Origin of the sequence: Catellatospora sp. KI3 (genome assembly GCF_029948125.1) — a bacterium.
Lineage (GTDB): Bacteria > Actinomycetota > Actinomycetes > Mycobacteriales > Micromonosporaceae > Catellatospora.
Window position 1 is genome coordinate 38,101 of the sequence record NZ_JASAMB010000024.1, and the last position, 25,307, is coordinate 63,407.

A 25,307-nucleotide genomic window follows, 5' to 3' on the forward strand; every position below is an offset into this window, starting at 1 on the left:
CCGCACCGGCACACCCGGGCCCGTCACAGGCGCAAGGTGCTCACATCCTGACCGAGCAGCACCGCGCCGACGAGCTCGAGAGTGTCGGCGTTCACCAGGGCGTGCTGGGCGGCCGTGCTGACGTCGCGGAACTGGCGCTGCAGCGGGCTCGACCGGTACGCGGCGGTGCCACCGGCGGCACGGTAGAGCCGTCCGACCGCGTCGGCGGCCATCGTGGTCGCGTTGGTGATCGCCAGGCGCAGCCGCGCCCGCTCCGCCAGGGGCACGGCCTCGCCCGTACCCGCCTGCGCCCAGCAGCGGCCCACCTGGTCGTGCAGGAACGCGCGCCCGGCCGCGTGCAGCGCGGTCGCCTCGGCCAGCACGGCCTGCGCCGCGGGCTTGGCCGCCAGCGGCTGGCGGGTCAGCGGGTGGAGCTTGACCTCGGCCAACCGCGTGAATTCGTCGATCGCCGCCTGCGCGATGCCCAGCGCCACCGCGCCGATGCCCATGGCGAGCAGGCTGAGCACGGGGAAAGCCCCGTGCGGCGTCGAGGGCGGCACAGCGAGCGAGAACGTCCGCTCCGCCGGTACGAACACATCCTCGGCCTGCACGTCGTGGCTGCCCGTGCCGCACAGCCCGACCGCGTCCCACGTGTCGTGGACGGTCACCTCCGCCCGGGGCATGACCACCAGCAGCACCTGCGGCAGCCCGGCCGGGCCGAGCGCGACCGTGCCGCCGTCGAGCACCAGGCACCCGCCGACCAGCCAGGTGGCCTGCTGCGAGGCGCTCGCGAACGCCCACCGGCCGCCGACCCGGAAGCCGCCGGGCGCCGGCGTCGCCCGCCCGGACGGCGCCGCCACCCCGGCGACGAGGCAGCGCGGGTCGGCGAGCATCCGCGCCGCCACCGCCGGGTCGAGGTAGCCCAGGACGACGCTGGTCGCGGCGCCGATCATCGCGGTCCAGCCGGTCGAGCCGTCCGCCCGGCCGAGCAGCTCGCAGGCCGCGAGCATGGTCGTCGGGTCGGCCTGCAGGCCGCCGACCGTCCGCGGCGCGGCCAGGCGGAAGACACCGGTGTCGGCCAGCCGGGCGATCAGCCGCTCGGGCACGGCCCGGTCCCGCTCGATGTCCGGAGCCGCCTCGGCGATCTCGGGAGCCAGCTTCGTCAGAGCCTGCAGCAGGTTCTCGGCGGTCGGCGACATGGACGCCAGCATAGATACGGCCTCCGGGCGGCCGCGGTCCGGAGTGGACGTCTGGGCTGTACCGGCCGGTACAGCCCAGACGTCCGCCACCTACTCGGCCCGCAGCGCCGTGGCAACCCGGGTCCGCGCCGCCCAGCCGGCGGGCAGCAGCGCGCCCAGCACCGCCAGCGCGATGCCCGCGCCGCCGAGCAGCAGCAGCTGGCCCAGCCGGTACACGTCCATCGCCGACTGCGGCAGCGCGGTCGACGCCGCGTCGCCCATGACCGGGACCACGGCGTGGTGCAGCGCGATGCCCAGCGGCACCGCGACCACACCGGCGAGCAGGCCCAGCCCGACCATCGACGTGATCACCATGAGCCGGGTCTGGCGCGGCGTCATGCCGAGCGACTTCAGCACCCCGATCTCGTGGATGCGCTCCCGGGTGGTCAGCACCACCGTGTTCAGCACCCCGAGCGCCGCGACGACCCCGAGCAGCAGCGTCAGCGTGGCGATCAGCGACTGGATGATGAGGAACGTCTCGCCGTCCTCGCCGACCGTGCGGTCCTCCACGAACACCCCGGACTCGTCCTCCGGGAGCTTCTCCTGCAGTGCCTTCGTATAGGCGCCCGGATCGGTCCCCGGCGCCAGCGCCACCTCGATCTCGGCCATCAACGCCGTGGACACCAGCGAGACGTCGCCGATCATCGTGAGCTGGTCGCTGCCGTTGATGGCCTCCCCGACGACGGTCACCGCCCGCCCGCCCGGCAGCACCAGCCGGTCACCGACCCGGTACCCGGTCTGCCGCAGGAAGTACGACGTGACCACGACCTCCTCCGTGCCCCGGTACCACCGTCCGGAGGCGAGGCGGTACCCGTTCCAGCTCGCGTCCCCGGTGTAGCCGTTGAACTCGACCTCCTGCGCGATGCCGCCGACGCGGATCTCGGCCAGCCGCATCAGCGAGGAGTGCGCCGTGCCCGTCGTCGCGGCGACCGCCGAGGCGACCACGGCCGGGTCGGGCGGGTCGGCCGGGCCGCCGTCGGGCGGGCCGAACTGCGGCCCGAACCCGCCGGGGACCATGACCTGCACCGTCACCGGCACGGCGTCGATCCGGGTGAACGCGGTGTTCACCTCGCTCATCGAGGCGGACAGACCGCTGGAGAACACCAGCGTCACCGCCCCGAGCAGCAGCGCGACCAGCGTCGCCACCGCCCGCGACGGCCGGGCCAGCGGCATGCCGAGCCCCAGCGCGACCGGCCGGGGCAGCCGAGAGGCGGTCAGCGCGCGGCGCAGGCGGAAACCCCGGCCCGTACGCGGGGCGCGGCCGACGCTGATCGCCTGGTTGGCGGCCAGCCGCCCGGCCCGCAGCGCCGGACCGATGGCGGCGAGCACGACCAGCAGCGGTGCCGCCACCGCCACCACCACCAGCACCCAGAGCGGGACGCCCGAGCCGTCGCCGGGCAGCCCGTACGCGTCGTCGGTCTGCGCCAGCAGCGGCACGGCCAGCCCGGCGCCCAGCGCCACCCCGAGCACCGTCCCGGCCAGCGCCGGGACCAGCACCTGCGCGACGTACACGGCGACGACCTGCCCAGGGGTGAAGCCGAGAGTCTTCAGGATGCCGATGGTGCGGAACCCCGACACGACCGCGCCGTTCACCACGTTGACCGTGATCAGCACCGACAGCACGATGCCGAGCAGCGCGAACGCGATCACGAACGGCGCCATGGCCGAGATCGACCGGTTGAGCGCCTGCCGGATCGACACGTACGTCGCCGCGCCGGTGACCGAGTCCGTGGGCAGCCCGCCGGTCACCTCGGCCAGCGCCGTGCGCAGCGCGGCGTCGTCGGCGCCGGGGGCGGTGAAGCGGTACAGCATCTGCCGGGCCAGGTTCTCGCCGCTGAGCACGTCGTGCTGGGTGGGCCACACCCACGCGTCGGCGGTGCCGGTGACCGACGCGGCCATGCCCACCACGCGCAGGCTCGCCCCGTTGACCGTCACCTCGGCGCCGATCCTGGTCTCTGGCCCGGCGGTGCGCCGGGTCAGCACGATCTGCCCCGGCCCGGTCAGCCACGCCCCGTCGGTGAGGGTGAGCCGGTCGACCGGCCCGGCCTGCGCATCCCGCCCGACGATGACGAACTCGGCGCCAGGCGGCCCGAACATCCCGGACATGCCAGCCGTGACCAGTTCGAACGGGCCCGCCGCGGCGGCCACCCCGGCGGCGCTCGCGGTCGCGGCGAGCCGGTCGGCGGGCACGTCGGCCCGGACCGTCGCGGTGACCTGGGAGCCCCGGGCCTGCGCGAACGCCGCGTCGAACGGACCGTGCGAGGAGACGAGCAGGCCGACGCCGAGCACCGCGGTGGCGGCCGACAGCAGCACGACTACCCCGACGATCACGGTCTGCAGCCTGCGCCGCGCGACCGCGGCCCGGGCCGCGCTGAGCACGGCGCTCACGCGGGCACCGCCTCGGTGGCCCGGCCGTCGCGCATGGTGATCAGGCGGCGCCCGGCCGTGGTGGCCAGCTGCGGGTCGTGGGTGACCAGCAGCAGCGTCAGGCCGTCGGCGGACAGTTCGTGCAGCAGGTCGCGTACGCCCGCGGCGGCCTCCTGGTCGACCGCGCCGGTGGGCTCGTCGGCCAGCAGCAGCTGCGGCCGGTTCATCAGCGCGCGGGCGATGGCGACCCGCTGCCGCTGGCCGCCGGACAGCCGGGCCGGGTACTGGTCGCACTTGTCCGCGATGCCGAGCCGTGCCAGCAGCTCGTCGGCGCGGGTGCGGGCCGGGGCGGTCCGCACCCCGGCCAGGCGGGCGGGCAGCAGCACGTTGTCGCGGACGGTCATCTCGTCCAGCAGGTGGAAGAACTGGAAGATGATGCCGACGTTGGCGCTGCGGAAGCGGGCCAGCGCGGTCTCCGACAGCTTGTCCACGCGTACGCCCGCGACCTCGACACTGCCGCCGGTGGGCCGGTCCAGCCCGGCGATGACGTTGAGCAGGGTCGACTTGCCGCTGCCCGACGGGCCCATGACGGCGACCGCCTCCCCGGCCCGTACGGTCAGGTCGACGCCCGCCAGGGCGGGCGGACCGGCCGCCTCGTACGCCTTCGCCACGTCGCGCAGGCGGATCAGTTCGGTCATGCGGGTGCCCCTTCCAGGTCCGGTGTTCGGTCCTGGCGACTGTAGGAAGAGGCAGGCCGCGGGCGCGTCCGGCGCGGGGGCGAACCTGGCGCGGTGGTGTCCGCCACGAGGATGAGCCGGGTAGTCATCACGGCGGACGCCACCCGCCGCTGACCTGGGCACAATGAACGGCGTGCCGACCTACCTGCGCCGCCTGCCCGACCGCCTCGGGCTGCCCCGGACCGACGTCGCCCTGGCGGTGGCGCTGGTGCTGCTCGGGATCGCCTGGGCCGTCGTGGTCGGCGCCGCCGGTCGCGGCGACGCACCGGCGCCGGTGCAGCTGGACATCCCCGGTCTGGGCGGTCAGGCCAGTGCCCGCACGGAGGAGAGAACGCCGCCGGTGCCACCGGTTCCGCCGGAACCGGGCGCCTCCGACGTGGAGGTGCGGGCGCCGGTCCTGCCGGACCGGTTCCTACCGCAGGAGGACGAGGGCGGCGTCGACGGCGGCATGCTGCTGGTCAACGTCATCGCCGCGCTGGCCGTGGCGGTACGCCGCAAGTGGCCGCTGACCGGGTTCGCCGCCGCCGCCGGTGCCGTGTTCGTGATCCAGGACGGCCTGCTGTGGCCGGGCTTCCTGGCCGTCCTGATCTGCGCCTACTCGGCCGTGGCCTACGGCCGCAGCGTACGGCGGGCCGCGGCGCTGCTCGCGGTCGCGGCGGTGATCTCGGCCACGCTGTTCGCCCAGTCCATCCCGCAGATGCCGGGCTGGGCCAGCCCGTTCGCGGTGCTGCTGCCCGCCGGGCTGTTCGCCGCCGCGCTGCGCAGCGCCCGGGGCCGGGCCGACGCGGCCGCCCGCCGCGCCGCCGCGCTGGAGCAGGAGCAGGCGGCCACGGCCCGCGCCGCGATGGCCGAGGAGCGGGCACGCATCGCCCGCGAGCTGCACGACGTCGTCAGCCACCACGTCAGCGTCATGGTGGTGCAGGCGGGCGCGGCCGGGAAGGTCATCGAGCGGCGACCCGACCTGGCGGCGGGGGCGCTGACGGCGATCGAGGACAGCGGCCGGGCCGCCATGGCCGAGCTGCGCCACCTGCTGGGGCTGATGGCACCGGTCGACGACCGGCTGCACCCCCAGCCGGGCCTGCGCGAACTGGACACCCTCGTCGACGCGGTACGCGCCGCCGGGCAGCCGGTGTCGCTGAGCCGCGACGGCGCCGAGGTGCCCGACGGGGTGGACCTGACGGCGTACCGCGTCGTGCAGGAAGGGCTGACCAACGCGCTGCGGCACGCGCCGGGCGCGCCCACCGCCGTGGCCATCCGGCGCGACGGCGACGACCTGCTGGTCGAGGTGAGCAACGAGGTGCCCACGGCCGAACCGGGCGGGCCCGGCGCCGGACGCGGGCTGCTCGGGCTGCGCGAGCGGCTGCGGCTGCACCACGGCACGCTGCACGCCGGGGCCGCCCCGGGCGGCGGCTTCCGGCTCACCGCGCGCATCCCGGCGGCGTCATGACCGAGTCGCTGCGCGTCGTCGTCGCCGACGACCAGGCGCTGGTCCGCAGCGGCTTCGCGATGATCCTGACCGCGGCCGGGATCGACGTGGTCGGGGAGGCCGGTGACGGCGAGGCCGCCCTGGCTGCGGTGCGGCGGCTGCGCCCGGACGTCGTGCTGATGGACATCCGCATGCCGGGTATGGACGGCCTGGAGGCCACCCGCCGTCTCCTGGCGACCGGACCGACCACCACCGCCGGAACGGCGACCCGCGTCATCATCCTGACCACGTTCGACCTCGACGAGTACGTCTACGCGGCGCTGCGCGCCGGGGCCAGCGGCTTCCTGCTCAAGGACGTGACCCCGGACCACCTGGTGCACGCGGTCCGGCTGGTCCAGGACGGCGACGCGCTGCTGGCGCCGTCCATCACCCGGCGGCTGGTCGACCGGTTCGCCTCGGGCTCCGGCGTACACGAGGACCACGGTGCGCTGCCGACCCTCACCGCCCGCGAACGGGAGGTGCTGGTGCTGCTGGCCCGGGGTCTGTCCAACGCCGAACTGGCCGCCGCCCTGCAACTGGGCGAAGCCACCGTCAAGACCCACGTGGCCCGCATCCTCGCCAAACTCCAACTCCGCGACCGCGTCCAAGCGGTCATCTTCGCCTACGAAAGCGGCCTGATCACCCCCGGCTCGTAGCCGCACCCGCCGACGAGTGGCGGCGCAGGCGCGGGACTGCTCGCCCGATACTCGGGTGCGGCCGGCGGGTGATCATGCCTAGGCTCCAGGCGTAGCACTGACGGGGTGCGTGCTGACGACGGTGAGGCGCGGATCGGAGATGGACACGACGATGGCCGGTCAACTGTTAGCGGTCTGCTTCGACGCACTGCGACCGCAGGACCAGGGGCGTTTCTGGGCGGAGCTGCTGGGGTGGGAGGCGGTCGACGACCCGACCGGCGAGGTGACGCTCCTGCCCCGTGACGACACCGGGTTCCGGATCCGCTTCGTGCCGACGCGGGAGCCGAAGGCTGGCCAGAACCGCATGCACTTCGACCTGACCAGCACCTCCCTGGAGGACCAGCGGCAGACGGTGGAGAGGGCGCTTGCCCTCGGCGGCCGCCGCATCGACGTCGGGCAGGGCCCCGACGCCGCGCACGTGGTGCTGGCCGACCCCGAGGGCAACGAGCTGTGCGTCATCCAGCCGGGTAACAGGTTCCTCGCCGGCTGCGGCTTCGTCGGAGCCCTGGCCTGCGACGGTACGCAGGAGGTCGGCTACTTCTGGAGCGCCGCGTTAGGCTGGCCCCTGGTCTGGGACCAGGATCAGGAGACCGCGATCCGCTCGCCGCACGGCGGCCCGAAGCTCACCTGGGGCGGCCCGCCGCTGATGCCGCGTACCGGCCGCGACCGGGTGCGTTTCGACGTCGCCCCACCCGTAGGCGGCGGACTGCTGGCGGAGGTCGACCGGCTGGCCGCCCTCGGCGCGGCCCGCCTCGGCACCGGCCGGGCCGACGCGACGGCCATGACCGACCCCGACGGCAACGAGTTCCGCCTGCTGGCACCCTGACCGCAGGCCACGTGAGCGGTGCGCTCGTATCGTGGTCGGATGGACCATCGCGCCGCGATCATCCAGTACACGGCCCGATCGGGCGTCCTCGATCTGGGTTGGGGCCATCCGCTGCCCGAGCTGCTGCCCACCGAGGCGTGGTCGGCGGCGAGCCGCAGCGCCCTGCGCGAACACGGCTGGCAGGCGCTGACCTACGGCGCCGCGGCCGGACCGCGACCCTTCATCGAATGGCTCGCCGAGCACCTCGACTCCTACGACCACGCCGACACCCGACCGTCCGAGGTGTTCGTCACCAACGGCGCCTCACACGGGCTCGCGCTGGCGACGCAGCTGCTCACCGAGCCGGGTGACGTCGTCCTGGTCGACTCGCCGACCTACCATCTCGCGCTGCCCACCATCGCCGACCGGCGGGCCGACATCGTCGCGGTGCCTACGGACGAGCTGGGCGTGCATCCCGGCCGCACGGCGGAGCTGCACGAACGGCTCGTGCGCGGCGGTCGGCGCGTGCGCATGCTGTACCTCGTCCCGACGTTCGGGAACCCGACCGGCCGTTCCCTGCCGCATCAGCGCCGGCTGGAGCTGGTCGAACTGGCCCGGCGTACCGGTATCACGATCGTGGAGGACGACACCTACCGCGAGCTCGTCTACGACGGCGACGCGCCGCCGTCACTGTGGAGCCTGGCCGAGCGCGGGACGGTGGTCCGCCTCGGCACGGTCGCCAAGTCCGTGGCGCCGGGGCTGCGGCTGGGCTGGATCACCGCCGAGGCCGGATTCGTACGCCGCCTGACCGGCCTCGGCTACGTCAACAGCGGCGGCGGGGTGAACCACACGACGGCCCTGACCATGGCCGTGTTCGGCGCCTCCGGCGCGTACCGCGGCCACGTGGCATCGGTGCGCCGCCGGTACGCCGCCCAGCGTGACGCCCTGCTCGGCGGCCTGCGCCGCGCGGCACCGGACCTGCGGTTCTCGACTCCGGCCGGCGGCTGGTTCCTCTGGGCCGAGCTGCCCGCGCCGCTCACGGCCGAATCGCTGGCACCGGCCGCCGAGGGGTACGGGGTGGCGTTCGTCGAAGGAGCCCACTTCTTCGTCGACGGCGCCGACGGCCGGTCCTTCATCCGGCTGGCCTTCTCGATGCTGCCGCCCGACGTGCTGGCGACCGCCGCCGACCGCCTCGGCCAGGCCATCGGCAGCCTGCGACCGGCCGGAGACGACATATGAACGCTCGTGCGGACACGCATCCGTCGCTGAGGTTTGGACGGCGCCCGGGTGGGCATCCGGCGGGAAGGCCGGATTCGACGTCGAACCGACCGAGGAGGCGACATGGACCAGGTGCCGACCGGGGTTTCGCTGCTCGACGACGGGTCGGATCCGTCGGCGGCCGAGGTGTCGCCGCACGGCGGCCAGCCTCTCTGCGACGGATGCGGCCAGCCGTCACCCTGCACGACCGTGACGCACACGGTCCTGAGGGAGTTCGCGGCCGACTTCGCGAGGAGCTACTCCGGCCTCTGAACACGAACGTGCGGCAGGCTGGTTGCTTGGTCCCCGCGCCGATTGGGTAGGGGCCGACCATGACGATGTTCGACACGGTCGGCTATCCGGAGCCGCCGACGGTTGGCGGCGAGGCCGAAACCCTGCTGGGCTCACTCGAACGCCAGCGGGCCACGTTCGCGTGGAAGTGCGCCGGGCTCGATGAGGATCGCCTGCGGGTGGGCGTGGGCGCCTCGGCGGTGACCCTCGGCGGGCTGCTGAAGCATCTGGCCTATCTGGAGGACCTGAACTTCACCCGCGGACTGGCCGCGGCGCCGCTGCCGTCGCCGTGGCGCGAAGTGGACTGGGCGTCCGAGCCGGGCTGGGACTGGCACTCCGCGGCCGCCGACTCCGCCGCGGACCTCTACCGGCTCTGGGAGTCGTCGGTCGACCGGTCCCGGCGCGCGGTCGCCGACGTGCTGACGACCGTCGGCGTGGACTGCGTGTACCGGGCGCCGGACGGCACGCTGCTGACCCTGCGCCGACTCGTCGTCGACATGATCGAGGAGTACGCCCGGCACACCGGCCATGCCGACCTGATCCGGGAGGCGATCGACGGCCGGGTGGGGGAGGATCCGCCGGGTCCCGCCTATCCGTTCGAGATCAGGTGATTCGTCAGGCCTGGCGCGGGATGTAGGCGATGGCTTCGATCTCGATCCGCAGGTCGGGATTGGCCAGCGATGCCAGCACGGTCGACCGGGCGGGCAGCGGCTCGTCGAAGTACTCGCGGTAGACCGCGTTGAACGGGGCGAACAGCGCGGCGTTCAACAGGAACGCGGTCACCTTGCACACGTCCTTGAGGTCGCCGCCAGCGGCGCGGCAGACCGCCCGGACGTTGTCGAGGACCATCCGCACCTCGGCGTCGAAGTCCCCGGTCACGGTGCTGCCGTCCGGGCGGACGGCGACCTGGCCGGAGATGAAGACGTAGTCGCCGGCGCGGGTCGCGTGGGACAGCGGCACCGGACCTGATGCGATCTCGTCGCTATGGATCTTCTCGATCACGGCGCCAACCTAGCACGGCCGCCCTTCGGTCGCCGATCGAGCGACCGCAATGTGAAACACCGGCGAAACGCGGCGGTCATTGAAGATCGATTGGATTGCGGCAGCGGACTAACGTGAGTGCGGTTCGAATGGGCCGGGCCGCAGCCGCGGAAGCGATTCATGATTTGCCCGCCTTTCGGGCGACAAGCGGTAAATCCACGACGCGTCAGGACTGGAAATTGTGCTCTGCGTCACTCCCATTGATAGAGTGCCGCCACCACCGTCGGCGGACCTTCCGGATCAATGGGAATGCCTCGCAGGATGATCGACCGAACGGGAGCAGGGTGTCCGCGACAGGGAAGGTAAGCTCGATGACCGGTGCGCTGGCCGTCAACAACGCCGAGTACCAGTGGGACCTGTTCGACTCGGAGTCGTATCAGCAGAGCAACTACGCCACCCTGCACGAACTCGATCAGATCATGATTCCGCTCCTCGCGCAGTTCTTCGACAAGCGGGAGCTGCCCGAGCACGCGCGGGCGATCGACGTCGGCCCCGGTGCCAACCTCTACCCGGCGATGGCGATGCTTCCGTTCGCCGAGACCATCACTCTGTGGGAGTACTCCTCGGCCAACGTCGACTGGCTGCGGCAGGAGATCAGCGGTTACCGTCCATCCTGGGACGACTTCTGGCAGGCGCTGGTGCGCAGCTGCGACCGATACCGCGACATCCGGCCGGCCGAACTCCTTCCCCGGGTCGTCGAGATCGAGAAAGGCAGCATCTTCGACCTCGAAGAAGGCAGGTGGGACCTCGGCACCATGTTCTTCGTCGCGGAGTCCATCACCGGGATGCTGGAGGAGTGCGCGGCGGCGACGGTGAAGTTCGTGCGCTCGCTCAGGCCGGGTGCGCCGTTCGTGGCCACCTTCATGGAGGGATCCCGCGGCTACGTGGTCGGCGACCAGACGTTTCCCGCGGTCGAGGTCACCGCCCAGGATGTGCTCGGCATCCTCCGCGGCGTGGCCAGTGACGTGACCCTGTATCCGGTCCAGTCGCCGCAGCTCTTCCGCCATGGCTACGACGGGATGATGCTGGTCACGGGTGTTCGCAGCGGCACTGCAGATCAACGGGTCCGGCACGGATCCGGTTCGGGCACCAATCAGCGGAAGGAATGGTCGGCGTGACCGACAGCACGGCGGGCGCGAACCTGGCGCCCAGGGCGGCCAGCGACAAGGCGTTCACCACCTACGACATCCAGGCATGCCTGTACGACGCCCGCCGAGTCCAGTACCTGCAGGAAGCCATCAGCAGGACCGTCAAACCGGGTGATGTCGCGGTGGACGCGGGCAGCGGCACCGGCCTGCTCGGGTTGTTCGCCGCCCAGGCGGGCGCCGAGCGGGTTTACTGCCTGGAGTTCAATCCCGATTTCATCCCCGTCATCGAGGAGAACGCCCGCCGCAACGGTTTGGCCGACCGGATCATCGCGGTGCACGCCGACGCGACCAGCCACGATCTTCCCGAGCAGGTCGACGTCGTCATCAGCGAGGTGATCAGTGCGGGCTTCTTCTACGAGCCGCAGTTGCAGATCACCAACAACCTCCGCCGCTTCCTCAAGCCGGGCGGCGCCATGATTCCGATGGGCATGCAGAACCACGTCGAGCTCATGTATGCCCAGGAGGACGTCTACGGTCTGAAGATGAACTTCGACACGAGGTTCATCGAACTCGACGACGACCGTGCGCTGACCGACAGTCCGCAATACCTCGACAACCGGTTCGGTGACTGGACGGATCCGGCGATTCGCGGACGGGCCCGGCTCACCGCGATCGGCTCCGGTCGCGCGAATGCCATTCGGATCGCGTACCGAATCGATTTCGCCGAGGGCGTCTCCGGGGACAAGCCGACCGACTTCCTGCTGAACCCGCAGATCATCTTTCTGGAGAATTCGTTCGACGTGGCGGCGGGAGATCAATTCGACGTCAGCCTGGAATACATCGCGAGCAGCAACCCGCTGCAGGCGGCCATCGCGATCACTCCGGTAACGGTCTGAACTTCTGGCACTCGCGGAATACGCCGATCAGCTGCTCTGACGGGCGCTCGCGGTACGGACTGGTGTCCCGTCCCGCGAGCGGAGCAACGTGGCCGACGGGGAGGGTTCAACCCTCGACGCGGGACCGGTCGAGCGCGCCGCGGACCAGCCGGGCCGCTTCGAGCGCGCAGCCCCACGACACGGTCAGGCCGGAGCCGCCATGGCCGTAGTTGTGGACGATCGCCTGCCCGTCGACGTCGACGCGCTCGACCCTGATCCGCGGCCGTACGGGCCGCATACCGGTGCGGACCTCCACGATCTGGGCGGTGGCCAGCTGCGGTTCGATCTGCGCGCAGCGGCTCTTGATCTGCTCGGCGACGGCATCGCGGTCCAGGCTGGTCCCTTCGGCGACGGCGCAGCCGCCCAGCACGACCAGGTCGCCGTGGGGCAGGATGTAGGTCAGGTCGCCGTGTTCGGCGTCGTCCTGGAAGAAGCGCACCACCGGCGGATCCGGGTTCTTCACCACCACCAGTTGGCCGAGCACGCCCTGCAGGCTGAGGTCGGGCACGAGCTCCCGCGCACCTATGCCCGCACAGTTGACGACGACCTGGCAGAGGCCGCCGACCTCGGCGAACGACTCGATCCGCTGCTGCTCCAGGGTCGCCCCGGCGGCGAGCAGCCGGTCCTGCAGGTAGGCGAGGTAGGTGGGCATGTCGACCAGCGGCACTTCGTAGTGCCAGCCGCTGCGGAACCGGTCCGGCAGCTCGTCCGGCCGGCACAGGCGGAAGCCGGGCATGGCCGCGGCCCAGTCGGGCGGTTCGACGCCGGCGGCTTCGGCGGCGTCGATACCCGGCACGATGCGGATGCCGCGGCCGTCGGCTGCGGTGGCGAGCTTCTCGAGGATCTCGCGGGTCACGCGGCTCCACTCGAAAGCTCGCGCGTCGGCCAGCATGTACGGTCCCCAGCTGGCACCGGCGGCGAAGGAGGTCCGGTCGCTGAGCGCCTGGTGGGTCAGGACGCGCACGGACAGTCCGGCCTCCGCCAGGCACACTCCGGTGGTAAGTCCGGACACGCCTGCGCCGACGATGATCACGTCGGCCTTCACGGGAATCACCATTCGATTACATTAACGTGTGTCTACACGTCGGGAGGAGTCACTTCGTCGCCATGAGTGACGAAGCGATTGTGCGGCAACACGTTCGGGCGGGCCGAATCGTCACGCATGCCGCCGTCCGGATGCGAAGTTCCATCGGAAGCGTGACCTTGTGGGCGGGGCCGGACACGGGCATTGCATCGACATACCACCATGGGGTGCAATTGAAGGCGGCCGAAGGCATACGGGGGTGCGGAGTGGCCGAACATCTGGTGACGCTGGGGGAGGTCCACACCGCCCTGCTCCGCAACTCCGTCGCCGTCTCCGCCACCGATACCGAGGCGCTGCTCGACCTGGTGCAGGGACGGCGCGTGCGCCGGGCGGAACGTCCGATCGCACACGCCCAGTCGCCTGAGCGCCATATCGGCGTCGACTGCCCGCTGGCCGCCTCGGGACCGCGGGTGCGCGGCGTCGGCACCGTCTGCACCCGGGCCACGATCACCGGCGGCCACGTAGCGCAGGCTTCGGCCTACGCCCGGGTCGTCCGCGGCGAGGCGGGGCGCCGCCTGCCCTGGTCGCACTACCTGGCGGCGCCGGGCACGATCGAGACGGTCGGCCGGGCCGACGCCGCCAGGATCACCGACGGGGTGCTGCGCGGTGAGCCCGGCGAGGCGCTCAACCTCGACGCGATCGGCAACCGCACCCTCGACCAGGTGCAGCTCGGCGACCGCCTCGACCGCCGTCCCGCGTTCCGCACCGCCGGCACCCGCCTGCGCTGGGCAGCCGGTCCCGCGGGCGGCACCACCGGGCTCAGCTTCAGCCTCGACGATCCGACCACCCGCACCCTCCGGCTGCCCCGCTCCGACGCCGACGACCGCACCACCGCGGAGTTCTGCGAAGACCTGGCCCTGCACGACTGGCTGCTCACCACCCTGCTCACCATGGTGGAGAGCCGCCCGGCCGGCTCGGCCCGCGCGGACACGGTCGCCCGGATTCGCCCGGCGATCGACTTCCTGCTCCACCTGTGGATGCCCGGGGCCCGCACCGACCCGGCCCTGCAGGGCCTGTGGCGCGACGTCGAGCACCGTCCCGGATTCACCCGCCAGTGGCGCGTCAACGTCGACCGCATCCGCGACCAGTTGGCACTGGCCACCATCGAACGCCTGGGCCGCTGAACCAGGCCCGCCCGCCGCCGCGACCGCGCTGCGGCCGCCGGGCCGGGTCGTCCCGCCTCGGCCGGGCGACCACAGGCCTCACCGCCAGCGGGCACCGACGAAGGCGTACTCGATCCGCTCGACGACCTCGTCCGCCAGAACCAGCCGCTCCCGCACGACCCGCTCCCGCACCTGGGCCGCCACCGCACCCTCCACCGCGACCTGGCTCAAGACGGTGCGCACGGCCTGCTCGACCGGGAGGAACCGGCCGGCCAGGACGGAGAACGTCCGGTACGCCGAGAAGTCCGCCGCCTCCGGCCGCAGCCGGATCACCGGCGGCAGCGCCGCCCAGTCGTCCGGGAACTCGCCCTCCCACGGCTGCGGCGCCGCGACGACCGCGCCACGGTCGCGCAGCATGCCCAACCGCAGCAGCTGCCACACCGCCGCCAGGAAGGCGCACGACCACAGCCGCCCGCCCGGCCCGTCGCGCCAGAGCTCGACGTCGACGAAGACCGAATGGTTGACCGCGCCGTTCTCGCTCGCCCCGCGCCACCTCGGGCCGGATCGCATCGCCTCCGCGTTGTCGGCGACCGGACTGGGCGCGCCGTTGCCGCGCCAGCCCGACTCCGCCGTGGGCGGGCGCAGGTCGCGCTCCTGCTCCCGGGTGCCGTTGGCGAGCCAGCCGGTCTCGTGCGCGGGCTCGCCGACGCCGCTGGTGCCCGGCGCCGGATCGGCCACCAGCTGCGCCTGCACCAGGCTGGCCAGCGGCACTCCGGACGCGTCCGCGCAGGCGGACTCGCGGGCGAGGTAGTCGATGGTCAGGCCCGCCTCGGCCGCCGCGCGCAGCAGTTGCGGGATGACCGCCCGCGGCGTCCAGGGCAGCTCGCTGCGGGCCAGCCTGCCCGCCACATCGGGCTTGGTGAAGTAGTCGTCGACGAGGAAGCAGGTGCTGATCCGCGCCGTGCGGGGCGCCACCCCGGCCCGGCACACCTCCGACACCGTACGGACCCACGGCGCCACCTGATCGAACAGCTCGCGCAGCCGACCCGGCCCGGCGACGTAGTCCTCCATGTAGAGGTGCCCGAGCTCGATCGACAGGTGGGCCAGCGGCAGCTCCGCCACCCGCTCCTGGGCCGCGGCCTCGCTGTACCCGGCGCTCACAGGGTCGCCCACGCGTTCTCGTCGTCGAGATTGTGCGCCAACTCGACGAACGCCTCCACCGTCTCGACGTTGGCCACCTGCCGCGACAGCGTGTCCGTGTCAGTGATCAGCTGCTCGCGCCACTGCAGCAGCGGATCCAGGGGGATCGAGCCGATGGTGGTGGTGCGGCCGATGCTCAGCTTCGTGGCCAGCGCCTTGAGGTCGATGTCGCACCTGCGCAGCCAGGCGACCTGCTCCGGCCGCAGCCCGCCGAGGGCCTCCGACTCCGGATCGACCACCGCCGTGCGGACGAAGCGCATGCGGTCCCGCAGCCATGCCGGATCGTGCCCGGGTTCGCCGGGCGCTTTCGGGGCGCCGGCCTCCAGCAGCCCGTGCTTGCCGAAGACGAGGCCGTTGGCGGCGATCAGGTGCTGGCGGGTCCAGCGGTGGAACACCAGCCACCGGCTCTCCACCGCCCGCAGCTCGGGCAGCGCGGTCGCGGCCAGCACCATGTCGGTGGCGTGCGAGCGACCGGCGCTGAGGTCGACCAGGCAGATGTCGAACTCGGCGTCGACCCGGGCGAACAGCCGCGCGCAGCGCTTGACGACGTCCTTGTTGCCGGGGAACTCACCGCCGAACTCGTCGCCGGGGAACAGGACCAGTTTGCCCGCCCGGCTGGGCCGGCCGCGCAGACTCGACCGGTCCGAGTGCGACCACACGTCCAGCCGCAGCGGTGGATCGGCCTTGCCCTGCAGGTAGGAGTGGATCCCGCCACCGGATGCGCCACGGCGCACCGCGTCGACGTGGAAGATGGTCCCCGCGGTCGGGGAGCCGAAGTCGAAGTCGAGGTAGGCGACGTTGCTGCCGCTCAGTGCCCGCCGGTACGCGAGGTTGCTGCTTGTCACCGACCGGCCGGTGCCGCCCTTGTCCGAGGTGGCAAAGACCAGCATGGCTAGAAGACCTCCGTCGTGTCCCGGGACGCGACGAGGGAATCCAGCTCGCCGAGCGCCGTGAGCAGCAGCGACACCGCGGTCCCCGGACGCGCCGACATGATCTCGCGAGCTCTGCGGATCCGCTGCCGCACGGCTTCCAGCCGCTTGCGTTCTGAGGTGCCGCTCTCTGACGTGCCCGCCAGCAGCTCCTGGGAGTAGAGGTGATCGGCCTCGGCCAGCAGGCTGGACGCGTGCTCCAGCAGCGGCTCGCTGCGCAGCGGCTGGTCGTCGGCCAGGCGTGCGGCCAGGACCAGGCTCTCCACCACCCGGACCGTGTGGTGCCAGGAGATGCCCTGGTCACCGGGCGACACCGGGTAGACCTGGCTCGGGTCGTCCCACAGCCCCGGTCCGTCGTCCACGACGCTGCGGCGCAGCGCGATGTGGTCCCACAGGTCGTCGGCGAGGTTGAGCGCCCGGCCGCGCAGGTCGATGCGGTCGACCATGCCGGCGACCATCGCGGCCCGCTTGAGCAGCAGCGGTGCGAAGTCGGCCGCGACCCAGCTGAGCCGGGGGGAGAAATCCGTCGCGCCCTCGACCTCGATGGAGACGCCGGGGGAGTGCAGTTGAAGGGCCGGGTCCTCACGGAGCGGCCGGCGGGTCATCCGGCTGCGGTTGGCCAGCTCGGACAGGATCTCACCGAGGCGCTGCAGGTCGGAGTCGTTCGGGCGTACGGACAGGTTGCGGGCCGCGATCGAGGTCACCAGCAGGCTGAAGTAGTCCGACTCCGCCTTGTCGATCGTGCGCCACGGAATGTCCTCCAGCGGCCAGCGCCTGGTCCCGAAGGAGGCGACGGTCGACCAGTACCGCTGGGTCAGGTCCCAGCGCAGGCGCAGGGCACTCGCGAGCTTGAGCTGGTCGTCGTCGAGCAGGCGCAGCAGCCGCGTGCGGTCGTTGTAGAGGTCGGCGATCGCGTCCAGGGCGACCACGGTGAAGTAGAGATAGGGCGCGTCGAGCGCCAGCCCGGGGACCTGCTGGCCGAGGTCGACGGGGAACTCGACCGGCGTGGCGTTGCTGTGCACGCCCCAGGACCAGCCGCATTCGAACAGCATGTCCTCGCGTTCGATCTGCTCCACCTGGGTGAGGCCGAAGGTGAGGTCGCGCAGACCGGCGGCGACCTCGCGCAGCGATACCCGCAGGTCTTCGAGCACCCGGCGGCGCGGTTCGCCGTTCTGGTTCACGGTGCGCAGCAGCGCCTCGGCGTAGTCGCTGTCGTCGGCGAAGACGAAGATGGAGAAGCTGCGCAGCAGCCCGATCATCGCCGCGGAGAGTCGGCGGCTGGCGGCCTGCTCGACTTTGTCCAGCCGCGCCCGCAGCTCCGGGCGGGTCACCGACCGGCTGAAGACCCTGATGAAGCCCAGCGAGGACAGCATGAGCGGGATCGATGCGGCGAACGACTCGACCACCGCCAGCTTCCGCTGCTCCTCGGTGGGCTCCTCGTCGGGCAGGAACGCCGAGAAGTAGCTGCCGCCCGAGAAGATGGGCGTGCCGTCGGGCGCGGTGTAGCGGTCGAGGTAGTCCATCACCAACCCGACGAGGAACTGCGGGATGTCGATCGCGCCGCCGAACGGGCGCAGCACCTTGAGCAGATCCTCATCGGTGGAGTTCGGCTCGTCCAGTTGGAACTGGCGGATCTCGGTGGCCGGCAGCATCAGGCAGAGCAGCTGCTCCGCATCCGAGATCGAATTGGAGCCGCCCCGGCCGCCCCAGTGCCATTCCCCTTTGCCTTTGGTGCCGGGGACCGGGGTGAAGGCCACCTTGGCGGTCGCGCTCCAGATGTCCAGGAGTTCCTGTCTCGGCTTGATCCTCATGCGCCAGGACACCATCCCCAAGGTCGCGGCCGCCCGCCGACCCGGGCCCGGTCAGGCGGCGGCACGGCCGACATGCCTGCTGCGAGCGGGTGGCGGTCTAGATTAGATCCGTGGCACACATCGTATGCCACGGATGCCACCATGTCGTCGGACGCACATTCGAAAACACACCGCCGGGGAGACAGGCGCGGTCAAAGGAGACCGGGGCTCCGATACCCGGTCGGCCGATTGGGGTTGCCGGAACTGTCGCCGCACCCATTGCCGATAGGTCGGATCGGGTGTTGAAACGCGCACGGGATCAGCCGCTGCCGCGCCATTCGAACGCAGCGGCATGAATCGTCGACGTCAGCCGTGGGTTCCCTCGCGGTGCTCTAGGCCGACCGCGTCGCGCAGCTCGACCATGTCCTGGGCCAGCCGGGTCTTGCCCTCGCTGTGGGCTTCCATCAGGTCGGCCAGCCCGTCGGCGATCGCGTTCAGCTTGTGCTGGACGGCCTCGTTGGCGCGGGTCTGGCTGTTCTGCAGCAGCGCCACCATCAGGAACGTGACGATCGTGGTGGCCGTGTTGATGATCAGCTGCCAGGTGTCCACTTCGCCGATGAGCAGGATCGACGGCGCCCAGACCAGGATCAGCAGTACGCACAGGGCGAAGAACCACGCCTTCGACGCGAACGCGCTGGCCGCCTCCGCGAAGCGGTCGAACAGCGTCATGTCCTCGCCGGTGACCGAGGACGGCATGTCGGGCTTGTGCGCGGTCTTCGTCGGCGCGGCATTCCTGCGTGTCATGCCGGGTTGATGCCCGTCCGGACCCGGTTCCATGCGTGCGCCGCCGGGACCGCACCGTCGGATACGGCAGAGTATGACAAACGGCGCCACCGGGGTCTGGAGCTGCCTTATGCGACCACCGGACGTACCTGCTCGGCCTCGCCCTCGGCGACGAGCGGGGCTTCAGCGCCCGCCGGAGAGCGCTCCCCGGCGCGCAGGTCAGCGGTGCTGGTGACCGGGCAGCCGACCCGGATCGGTCATCATTTTGTCGAAGAAAGCGAAGATTCGCCACCCGATCTCCATCGACTAGGGGCTATTGACACCCATCGGCGTTGGGGCCACTATGCAGGTATAGAGAGCGCTCTCTAGCAAGATCGCCGCCTCGTGCCCCCGAGGCGGACCTGTCCCGCCGTGGAACCCCCGCCGCGACCGTCCCCGCAGAACCGGAGGATCCGTCATGCTCCTCAATGCCCGCACGGGCAGACTTCGACCGCGCACCATCGTGCTCGGTGTCGCCATCACGGCGCTGATCGGCTCATTGCTCACCGTCCAGGGGCTGCGTGCCTCCGCCGCCGAGACCCCGCTCTCGCAGGGCCGCCCGGCGACCGCGTCCTCGACCGAGAACGGCGGCACACCCGCGTCCGCCGCGGTCGACGGCAACACCGGCACCCGGTGGTCGAGCGCGTTCAGCGACCCGCAGTGGCTCCAGGTCGACCTGGGTGCCACCGCCACCATCACCAGCGTGGTCATCAACTGGGAGACCGCGTACGCGCGCGACTTCACCGTCCAGACGTCGGCCAACGGCTCCACCTGGACGACGATCCACACCACCGTCAACGGCACCGGCGGCGTCCAGACGCTCACCGTCAGCGGCTCCGGCCGGTACGTGCGCCTGAACACCACCCGCCGCGCCACGCAGTACGGCGCGTCACTGTGGGAGTTCCAGGTCTTCGGCACGGGCGGGGCGCAGCCCAGCCCCAGCACGCCGTCCGGCAGCGGCTGGGTCACGATGGACCAGGCCGCGTGGAACGCCCAGCTCGCCGAGTTCAACGCGATGGTGATGAACCCCGCGCCCCCGAACGCGGTGCGGGTCTCGGAGTTCAACGCCGCGTGCGTCTACAGCCACTCCCTCAAGGACGACCCGATCGTCGCACCGGGGCTGCCCGGCGCGTCGCACATGCACAGCTTCTTCGGCAACCGCAGCACGAACGCCAGCTCCACCACCGCGTCCCTGCGTGCCAACACCGCGTCGAGCTGCGGCCCGGTGGGCGACCCCTCCTCGTACTGGATCCCCACCCTGTACGAGCGGGGCGTGCCGATCGAGCCGCGCGGCATGACCGTGTACTACAGCTCCCGCCTGCCCGACCCGACCAAGACGGTGCCCTTCCCGCAGGGGTTCCGGATGATCGCCGGCGACGCGAAGAAGCAGGCGCCGACCCCGGCCGGCGCGCCGAACCAGTTCTGGTGCGCCGGACCCGGCGGTGAGATCGGCCGCAGCGCCGACGGCAACTGGCCGATCTGCGCCCCGACCGCCAACCTCACCTACCAGCTGGTGTTCCAGGACTGCTGGGACGGCATCCATCTGGACAGCCCCGACCACAAGTCGCACGTCTCGTACAACACGGTCGGCGGCAAGTGCGTCGCGCCGTTCCCCATCGCCATCCCGAACGTCTCCTTCGTCATCGACTACCCCACCCACGGCAGCGCGGACGGCTACACGCTCTCCTCGGGCATGGGCTCGTCGATCCACGGCGACTCGTTCCTGGTCTGGGACAACGCGGCCATGGGCCACCGGGTGAAGGACTGCATCGTCCAGAAGGCCAAGTGCAACACCGCCGGTACCTTCTGACCGGCTCCCCGACGGACTGACGGGTGACGGCGGTCACGACCGCCGCCACCCGTCACGGCATCGGGTCGAGCACCCGGGGCAGCGCGGCGGCCAGCCGGGCCAGCCAATGCTCGGCGGTGCCGGGCAGGTGGTCCGGCCAGTCGATCTGCCAGCTCCGCACCGCGTCGGGACGCAGTGCGTCGAGACCGGACCGCCGCCTGAGCTGATCGTGTACGGGCCGCGGCAGCCGCATGCCGTCGAGTTCGGCCAGCAGCACCGCGTCGTACAGGTCCTTGCCCTTGGCGCCCCGGTGTGAGTCGTGCTCCAGCCACCGCAGCTTCCAGGCCAGCGACAGTTCGGGACCGGCCGTCCAGAGCGCGGTCGGCGGGCCGCCGTCGGCGCGGGGGATCTCGATGCGCACCGGCGCGTCCGGGAGCGCTTCGCAGTAGGAGAAGTCGAGCTGGAGCGTTCCGGACAGCTCCTCGAACCGCCACGGCAGGAGCAGGCGCGCTCCGCCCCCGCCGGCGCCCGCGTCGTCGTAGTAGTAGTCATCGGCGTAGGCGTACCCCCAGCCGCCCGCCTCGGTCGCGCCTTCGGTGTCGAACCACAGGCCGTGGGGGTCCTGCGGCTGGTGGCGTACGAGGTCCAGCACGTCCGCGTGCGGCTGGGACGCGTCGGAGTCGAGGAAGGCGACCCAGCGGGTCCCCTCGGGTGGCAGGCGCACCCGTACACCTTTGGTGTCGAAGTCCTCGAACTCCCACAGCTCCTGGCGGATCGCGCCGTGCGCCGCCTCGGCCCAGGTCCGGGCGTGGTCGAGGCGGTCCAGATACGGGTACGGGAAGTCGCGGTCCAGCGGCACCCCGTCCCGGGGCCGGACCACCCAGTCCAGGTCGCCGGGCTCGCGGGCCTGTCCACCGACCCAGGCGGCCATCGTGATGCTGCCCCGCAGCAGCAGGCTCTCGCCGACCGGGGACGCGGCCACCAGCGCGATGACATGGTCCATCGCGCGGCGCTGGGCCGTGCGCCACGCGCCGCTCACGCCGCGGCCCGCTCGTCGATCCAGCCGGCGTCCAGGTCTGGGTTGTCGTCGACGACGACGAACTCGGCCTCGGCCTCCAGCGCAGCGAAGCCGTCCGCGGTGAGCGCGGCCAGCAGCGCGTCGAGGCGACGGCGGGCCTCGGGCAGGCCGACATCGCGGCAGCGCTGGGTGACGAAGCGGTGGTGGCTGCCGTCGGTCAGCACCCGGCGGGCGTTGCGGGACAGGTGGGCGGCGTGCCGCTCGCTGATCGCCCGCGCCCGGTCGACCTGCTCCGGTCCGGTCAGGACCAGCTTGACGTGGTGTTCGAAGTAGCAGCCGGGCGGCAGCGCGGCGGCCTCGGCGGCCGTCTGCGGCACGTCCGCGTTGAACGGCGACGCCTCGATCTTCAACCGGGTCACCGCGAACCCGGCTTCGGCCATCTCCGCGACCCAGGCGCGTGCCGCGTCGCGCTGGGCGGTCAGGGTGCCGCGGCCGCGCACGGTCAGCATGGGCTGGTCGGGGGCCTGGCCGCGGTCGAGCACGATCCGCGCGTACTTGAGCCCGCGCCGCCCGGCCCACGACTCCAGCCGTTCGTGGCCCCCGCCGGGTGACACGGTCAGATGGGTCTCGAAGTCCCCCGCGAACTCGCGCATGCGCTCCCTGCCCCGATCCGGTGCCACCGCGCGTGGCGCCCGGCCGCGAGACTAGGCGGTGGGTGAGACAGCCCGCCAGCACCCGCGCCCTGGCAGGATCTCGGCCGTGGCCAAGCACATCGCGGGCATCCTCGCCAAGCTCGACCTGCCGCCCGACGCCGACGACCACCGCCGCGTCCTGGCCGTCCTGGCGTACCTGCGTTCCTGACCGGCTCGGGGCCGGTCAGCCGGTCGGCAGGTCGAGGTGGAGCCCGAGCCACGCGGCGAGGTCGGCGATCTCCCGGTCGACCGCGGCCGCCATCGCCTTCGAGAACGGCACGTCCTGGTGCACCGCGTCCACCCGCAGCACCCCGGCGCGGCGGTCGGCGGTGGCGTCGAGCTTGCCGACCAGCTGGTCGCCGTACAGGATCGGCATGGCCCAGTAGCCCCAGCGGCGTTTGGCGGCCGGCTTGTACATCTCCAGCTGGTAGTCGAACCCGAACAGGTCGCTCAGCCGCTTGCGGTCGAACACCAGCCGGTCCAGGGGCGACAGCAGCGCGGCCCGGCCGGTGAAGGGCTGCCCCAGCTGGGCCGGGTCGACCCGCCAGCGGCCGCGCACCCCCTGCACCACCGCCGGCTCGCCGACCTCGGGCCCGTTCGGCGACTGCCCGGCCTGCCTGGTCACCCGGGCGATGCCCAGGGCGCGCAGTCGGCGTTCGGCCCTGGTCAGCGCAGCTTGCTCGGCGTCGACGACGTCGTCGTCGGGGTAGATCCGCTCGGCCAGGTCCCACAGGCGTTCGCGGCCGTCGCGCCCGGCCATGGCGACCTCGCCCTTCGCCTCCAGCAGCTCCAGCATCTTCAGCACGTTGCGGTCGTTGCTCCAGCCGCTGGAGGACCAGGAGACGTCGCACGTGTCGGGCAGCTCGCGCGCCGGCAGCGGGCCGTCGGACCGCAACCGGGACAGGACGTCCAGGCGGAAGCCGCGGTTGGCCGCCAGCCAGTCCCGCCGGTGGCGCTGCCAGTCGAGCAGCTCGCCGCGGCCGGGCCAGTCGGCCATGTCGGCACGGTACAGGGCCAGGTCCTCGGCGTGCCGGATCATGCCCTGCACCTCCAGCAGCGCCTGGTCGCCCAGCGCGGACTCCAGGTGCTGCGGGCGGTAGGCCGCGCCCAGTCTGCTCCACAGCACCAGGTCCGCGCTCGGGGCGACCGCCGCGGTCTGGTCGGCCTGGACCAGGGTCAGCCTGCGCACCACGTCCAGCAGGGACGTCGGGCGCGGCTGGTCCAGGAGTTGGGCGCGGACCGCGATGCGTCGCGCTTCGACCTGGGTGAGCTCGTGCGTCGGCATGCGGCTGAGCCTAGAGAGCGCCGCCGACAGCGAGCCGGTGCCGGTCTCACCCGGCGCGACGGGCCAGCAGGTACGAGCGGCGGCTCTGGTGCTCCACGCCCGGCTGCGGCGCCCGGTCCAGCCGGGCGGTGACCTGCAGCCCCGCCCCGGCCAGGGCGGTGGTCTCCGCCACCGGGTCGAGATAGCGGAAGGTGAGGGCGACCGGGTGGCCCCACCAGTCGCTCGCCGTCACCTCCTGCCCGGTCCGGACCTCGGCGCTGCTGTTATGGAACGCGACCAGTGCGTGGCCGCCCGGACGCAGGACCCGGGCGAACTCGGCGTAGGCCGCGGCGCGGCGCGGTTCGTCGAGGTGGATCACCGCGTACAGGCACAGGACGCCCGCCGCGGCGCCGGTGCGCACGGGCAGCGCGGTCATGTCCGCCACGGCGTAGGGCAGCGAGGTGGCGGCGCGGGCGACGGCGCACATCCCCGGTGACAGGTCCAGGCCGAACGCGGTGACCCCGCGACCGGCGAGCCGCCCGGCGGTGTGGCCCGGGCCGCAGCCGACGTCGAGGACGGGTCCGTCGGCGGCGAGTTCGGCGAAGGCGTCCAGCAGCGCCCGGTCGAGCGGCTTACCGGCCAGTTCGTAGCTGACCTCGGCGGCATAGCGCTCGGCCACCGCGTCGTAGCTGCGGCGGGTGTCGTCCGTCGGGGTTGACCGGTCCGGCATGGACCGATTCTTTCGTACGGCTGAACGTCCGGAAACCAGAAGGCAACCTTATTAATAGGTTAACAACATTTACAGTTGCGTCCGCGCTCCTTATCTTCCGTTCAGCGTGTGTCGACAGACACATCACCCCGACCGACCCGATCCAACATCCGATCAGGAGAAGTCAATGCGCAGAAGCATCCTCACACCGGTGCTGTCGACCCTCGCGGTCGTCGCATCGATGCTGGTGGCGACCCCGGCGCACGCACACGGCTACGTGTCGTCGCCGGCCAGCCGCCAGGCGCTGTGCGCCCAGGGCAAGGTCACCGGCTGCGGTGACATCGTCTGGGAGCCGCAGAGCGTCGAGGCGCCCAAGGGCTCCATGCAGTGCAACGGCGGTGGCAGCCGCTTCGCCGAACTCAACGACAACAGCAAGAACTGGCCCGCCACCCAGGTGACCGACAACGTCACCTTCACCTGGGTCCTCACCGCGCGCCACCGCACCAGCACGTGGGAGTACTTCGTCGGCGGCACCCGCATCGCGGTCTTCGACGACGGCGGCGCCCAGCCCGGCGCCACCATGACGCACAACGTCAACCTCGGCGGGCGCACCGGCCGGTTCACCGTGCTGGCCCGCTGGAACGTCTACGACACGATCAACGCGTTCTACTCCTGCGTGGACGTCCAGGTCGGCACCGGGCCCTCCCCGTCGCCGTCCCCGAGCGCCAGCCCGTCGCCGTCGCCCAGCGCCAGCCCGTCGGCGTCGCCGTCGCCGTCGCGGTCGGCCACGCCGTCCCCGTCGACCAGCCCCACCACCGGCGGCACCTGGGCCGCCGGCACCACCTACGCCGTCGGCGCCACCGTCACCTACGGCGGGCTCACCTACCGCTGCCGCCAGGGGCACACCGCCATCGCCGGTTGGGAGCCGCCCAACGTCCCGGCGCTCTGGCAGCTCGTCTGATCAACCCACCGGGTCCGCGCCGATGCTGGGCGCGGACCCGGCCCCACC

24 protein-coding genes and 1 pseudogene are annotated in these 25,307 nt (G+C 72.2%); 12 read left to right on the forward strand and 13 right to left on the reverse strand.

Annotation, left to right across the window (positions count from 1 at the left end):
* Positions 1-23: 23 nt before the first annotated feature.
* The 3 genes from QEZ54_RS29815 to QEZ54_RS29825 form a co-directional block, all read right to left on the reverse strand.
* On the reverse strand, positions 24-1,178 hold the full coding sequence (locus tag QEZ54_RS29815; protein ID WP_281308068.1) for an acyl-CoA dehydrogenase family protein: 1,155 nt from the start codon (positions 1,176-1,178) through the stop codon (positions 24-26).
* 90 nt (positions 1,179-1,268) lie between these two features.
* A complete protein-coding gene (locus QEZ54_RS29820) occupies positions 1,269-3,605 on the reverse strand; it encodes an ABC transporter permease (RefSeq protein ID WP_281308069.1) in 2,337 nt (778 codons plus the stop codon).
* Positions 3,602-4,282, reverse strand: a complete 681-nt coding sequence (locus QEZ54_RS29825; RefSeq protein WP_281308070.1) for an ABC transporter ATP-binding protein — start codon at positions 4,280-4,282, stop codon at positions 3,602-3,604. Before QEZ54_RS29825 ends, QEZ54_RS29820 begins: the two co-directional genes overlap by 4 nt.
* A gap of 172 nt (positions 4,283-4,454) precedes the next feature.
* Between QEZ54_RS29825 and QEZ54_RS29830 the strand changes: the two genes are divergently transcribed.
* From QEZ54_RS29830 to QEZ54_RS29855, 6 genes are all read left to right on the forward strand, one after another.
* Complete coding sequence (locus tag QEZ54_RS29830) at positions 4,455-5,768, forward strand: histidine kinase (protein WP_281308071.1); 1,314 nt, start codon at positions 4,455-4,457, stop codon at positions 5,766-5,768.
* The gene (locus QEZ54_RS29835; protein WP_281308072.1) at positions 5,765-6,442 is read left to right on the forward strand and encodes a response regulator transcription factor; all 678 of its coding nucleotides are present in this window, start codon (positions 5,765-5,767) and stop codon (positions 6,440-6,442) included. The genes QEZ54_RS29830 and QEZ54_RS29835 overlap by 4 nt, the downstream gene beginning before the upstream one ends.
* 139 nt (positions 6,443-6,581) lie before the next feature.
* Positions 6,582-7,307: a VOC family protein gene (locus tag QEZ54_RS29840; RefSeq protein WP_348650588.1), complete on the forward strand. Its 726-nt coding sequence runs from the start codon at positions 6,582-6,584 to the stop codon at positions 7,305-7,307.
* 39 nt (positions 7,308-7,346) lie between these two features.
* A complete protein-coding gene (locus tag QEZ54_RS29845) occupies positions 7,347-8,525 on the forward strand; it encodes a PLP-dependent aminotransferase family protein (RefSeq protein WP_281308073.1) in 1,179 nt (392 codons plus the stop codon).
* Between the two features lie 102 nt (positions 8,526-8,627).
* Positions 8,628-8,816 (forward strand): hypothetical protein, encoded by a 189-nt coding sequence (locus QEZ54_RS29850; protein WP_281308074.1) that lies wholly within the window; start codon positions 8,628-8,630, stop codon positions 8,814-8,816.
* Between the two features lie 59 nt (positions 8,817-8,875).
* Complete coding sequence (locus QEZ54_RS29855) at positions 8,876-9,445, forward strand: DUF664 domain-containing protein (RefSeq protein WP_281308075.1); 570 nt, start codon at positions 8,876-8,878, stop codon at positions 9,443-9,445.
* A 4-nt stretch (positions 9,446-9,449) separates the two neighbouring features.
* On the opposite strand, the gene QEZ54_RS29860 is transcribed toward QEZ54_RS29855, so the two are convergent.
* Positions 9,450-9,836: a RidA family protein gene (locus QEZ54_RS29860; protein WP_281308076.1), complete on the reverse strand. Its 387-nt coding sequence runs from the start codon at positions 9,834-9,836 to the stop codon at positions 9,450-9,452.
* Between the two features lie 350 nt (positions 9,837-10,186).
* Here QEZ54_RS29860 and QEZ54_RS29865 point away from each other — a divergent pair, with 350 nt between their 5' ends.
* Together QEZ54_RS29865 and QEZ54_RS29870 are read left to right on the forward strand one after the other, a co-directional pair.
* Positions 10,187-10,993: an SCO2525 family SAM-dependent methyltransferase gene (locus tag QEZ54_RS29865; protein WP_281308077.1), complete on the forward strand. Its 807-nt coding sequence runs from the start codon at positions 10,187-10,189 to the stop codon at positions 10,991-10,993.
* A complete protein-coding gene (locus QEZ54_RS29870; RefSeq protein WP_281308078.1) occupies positions 10,990-11,859 on the forward strand; it encodes a methyltransferase domain-containing protein in 870 nt (289 codons plus the stop codon). The genes QEZ54_RS29865 and QEZ54_RS29870 overlap by 4 nt, the downstream gene beginning before the upstream one ends.
* Positions 11,860-11,965: 106 nt before the next feature.
* Here the strand turns inward: QEZ54_RS29870 and QEZ54_RS29875 are convergent, their stop codons facing one another.
* Positions 11,966-12,955 (reverse strand): FAD-dependent oxidoreductase, encoded by a 990-nt coding sequence (locus QEZ54_RS29875; RefSeq protein ID WP_281308079.1) that lies wholly within the window; start codon positions 12,953-12,955, stop codon positions 11,966-11,968.
* A gap of 233 nt (positions 12,956-13,188) precedes the next feature.
* On the opposite strand from QEZ54_RS29875, the gene QEZ54_RS29880 reads away from it, so the two are divergent.
* Complete coding sequence (locus QEZ54_RS29880) at positions 13,189-14,106, forward strand: SCO2521 family protein (protein WP_281308080.1); 918 nt, start codon at positions 13,189-13,191, stop codon at positions 14,104-14,106.
* A gap of 78 nt (positions 14,107-14,184) precedes the next feature.
* Here QEZ54_RS29880 and QEZ54_RS29885 read toward each other — a convergent pair whose 3' ends face one another.
* The 4 genes from QEZ54_RS29885 to QEZ54_RS29900 all read right to left on the reverse strand — a co-directional run bounded on the left by QEZ54_RS29885 (position 14,185) and on the right by QEZ54_RS29900 (position 18,808).
* Positions 14,185-15,258: an SCO2522 family protein gene (locus QEZ54_RS29885; protein ID WP_281308081.1), complete on the reverse strand. Its 1,074-nt coding sequence runs from the start codon at positions 15,256-15,258 to the stop codon at positions 14,185-14,187.
* Positions 15,243-16,175 carry an SCO2523 family variant P-loop protein gene (locus QEZ54_RS29890; RefSeq protein WP_281308082.1) on the reverse strand — a complete coding sequence of 311 codons (933 nt, stop codon included), beginning with the start codon at positions 16,173-16,175 and terminating at the stop codon, positions 15,243-15,245. The genes QEZ54_RS29885 and QEZ54_RS29890 overlap by 16 nt, the downstream gene beginning before the upstream one ends.
* 2 nt (positions 16,176-16,177) lie before the next feature.
* Positions 16,178-18,025 carry an SCO2524 family protein gene (locus tag QEZ54_RS29895; protein WP_281308083.1) on the reverse strand — a complete coding sequence of 616 codons (1,848 nt, stop codon included), beginning with the start codon at positions 18,023-18,025 and terminating at the stop codon, positions 16,178-16,180.
* Positions 18,026-18,370: 345 nt separating this feature from the next.
* Positions 18,371-18,808 carry a low affinity iron permease family protein gene (locus tag QEZ54_RS29900; RefSeq protein ID WP_281308084.1) on the reverse strand — a complete coding sequence of 146 codons (438 nt, stop codon included), beginning with the start codon at positions 18,806-18,808 and terminating at the stop codon, positions 18,371-18,373.
* Positions 18,809-19,244: 436 nt separating this feature from the next.
* Between QEZ54_RS29900 and QEZ54_RS29905 the strand changes: the two genes are divergently transcribed.
* Entirely contained in the window at positions 19,245-20,636 is a 1,392-nt protein-coding gene (locus QEZ54_RS29905; protein ID WP_281308085.1) for a DUF1996 domain-containing protein, read from the forward strand.
* Positions 20,637-20,688: 52 nt separating this feature from the next.
* Here QEZ54_RS29905 and QEZ54_RS29910 read toward each other — a convergent pair whose 3' ends face one another.
* Both QEZ54_RS29910 and QEZ54_RS29915 read right to left on the reverse strand, forming a co-directional pair.
* Positions 20,689-21,654, reverse strand: a complete 966-nt coding sequence (locus QEZ54_RS29910) for a nucleotidyl transferase AbiEii/AbiGii toxin family protein (protein ID WP_281308086.1) — start codon at positions 21,652-21,654, stop codon at positions 20,689-20,691.
* Complete coding sequence (locus tag QEZ54_RS29915) at positions 21,651-22,286, reverse strand: hypothetical protein (protein WP_281308087.1); 636 nt, start codon at positions 22,284-22,286, stop codon at positions 21,651-21,653. Before QEZ54_RS29915 ends, QEZ54_RS29910 begins: the two co-directional genes overlap by 4 nt.
* 103 nt (positions 22,287-22,389) lie before the next feature.
* Here QEZ54_RS29915 and QEZ54_RS29920 point away from each other — a divergent pair.
* Positions 22,390-22,494 (forward strand): annotated as a pseudogene (locus QEZ54_RS29920) (DNA-binding response regulator); the annotation flags it as partial.
* Between the two features lie 15 nt (positions 22,495-22,509).
* On the opposite strand, the gene QEZ54_RS29925 reads toward QEZ54_RS29920, so the two are convergent.
* Entirely contained in the window at positions 22,510-23,610 is a 1,101-nt protein-coding gene (locus QEZ54_RS29925; RefSeq protein ID WP_281308088.1) for a crosslink repair DNA glycosylase YcaQ family protein, read from the reverse strand.
* 46 nt (positions 23,611-23,656) lie between these two features.
* Complete coding sequence (locus QEZ54_RS29930; RefSeq protein WP_281308089.1) at positions 23,657-24,319, reverse strand: class I SAM-dependent methyltransferase; 663 nt, start codon at positions 24,317-24,319, stop codon at positions 23,657-23,659.
* 166 nt (positions 24,320-24,485) lie between these two features.
* Between QEZ54_RS29930 and QEZ54_RS29935 the strand changes: the two genes are divergently transcribed.
* On the forward strand, positions 24,486-25,259 hold the full coding sequence (locus QEZ54_RS29935) for a lytic polysaccharide monooxygenase (protein WP_281308090.1): 774 nt from the start codon (positions 24,486-24,488) through the stop codon (positions 25,257-25,259).
* The last annotated feature ends 48 nt before the right edge of the window (positions 25,260-25,307 follow it).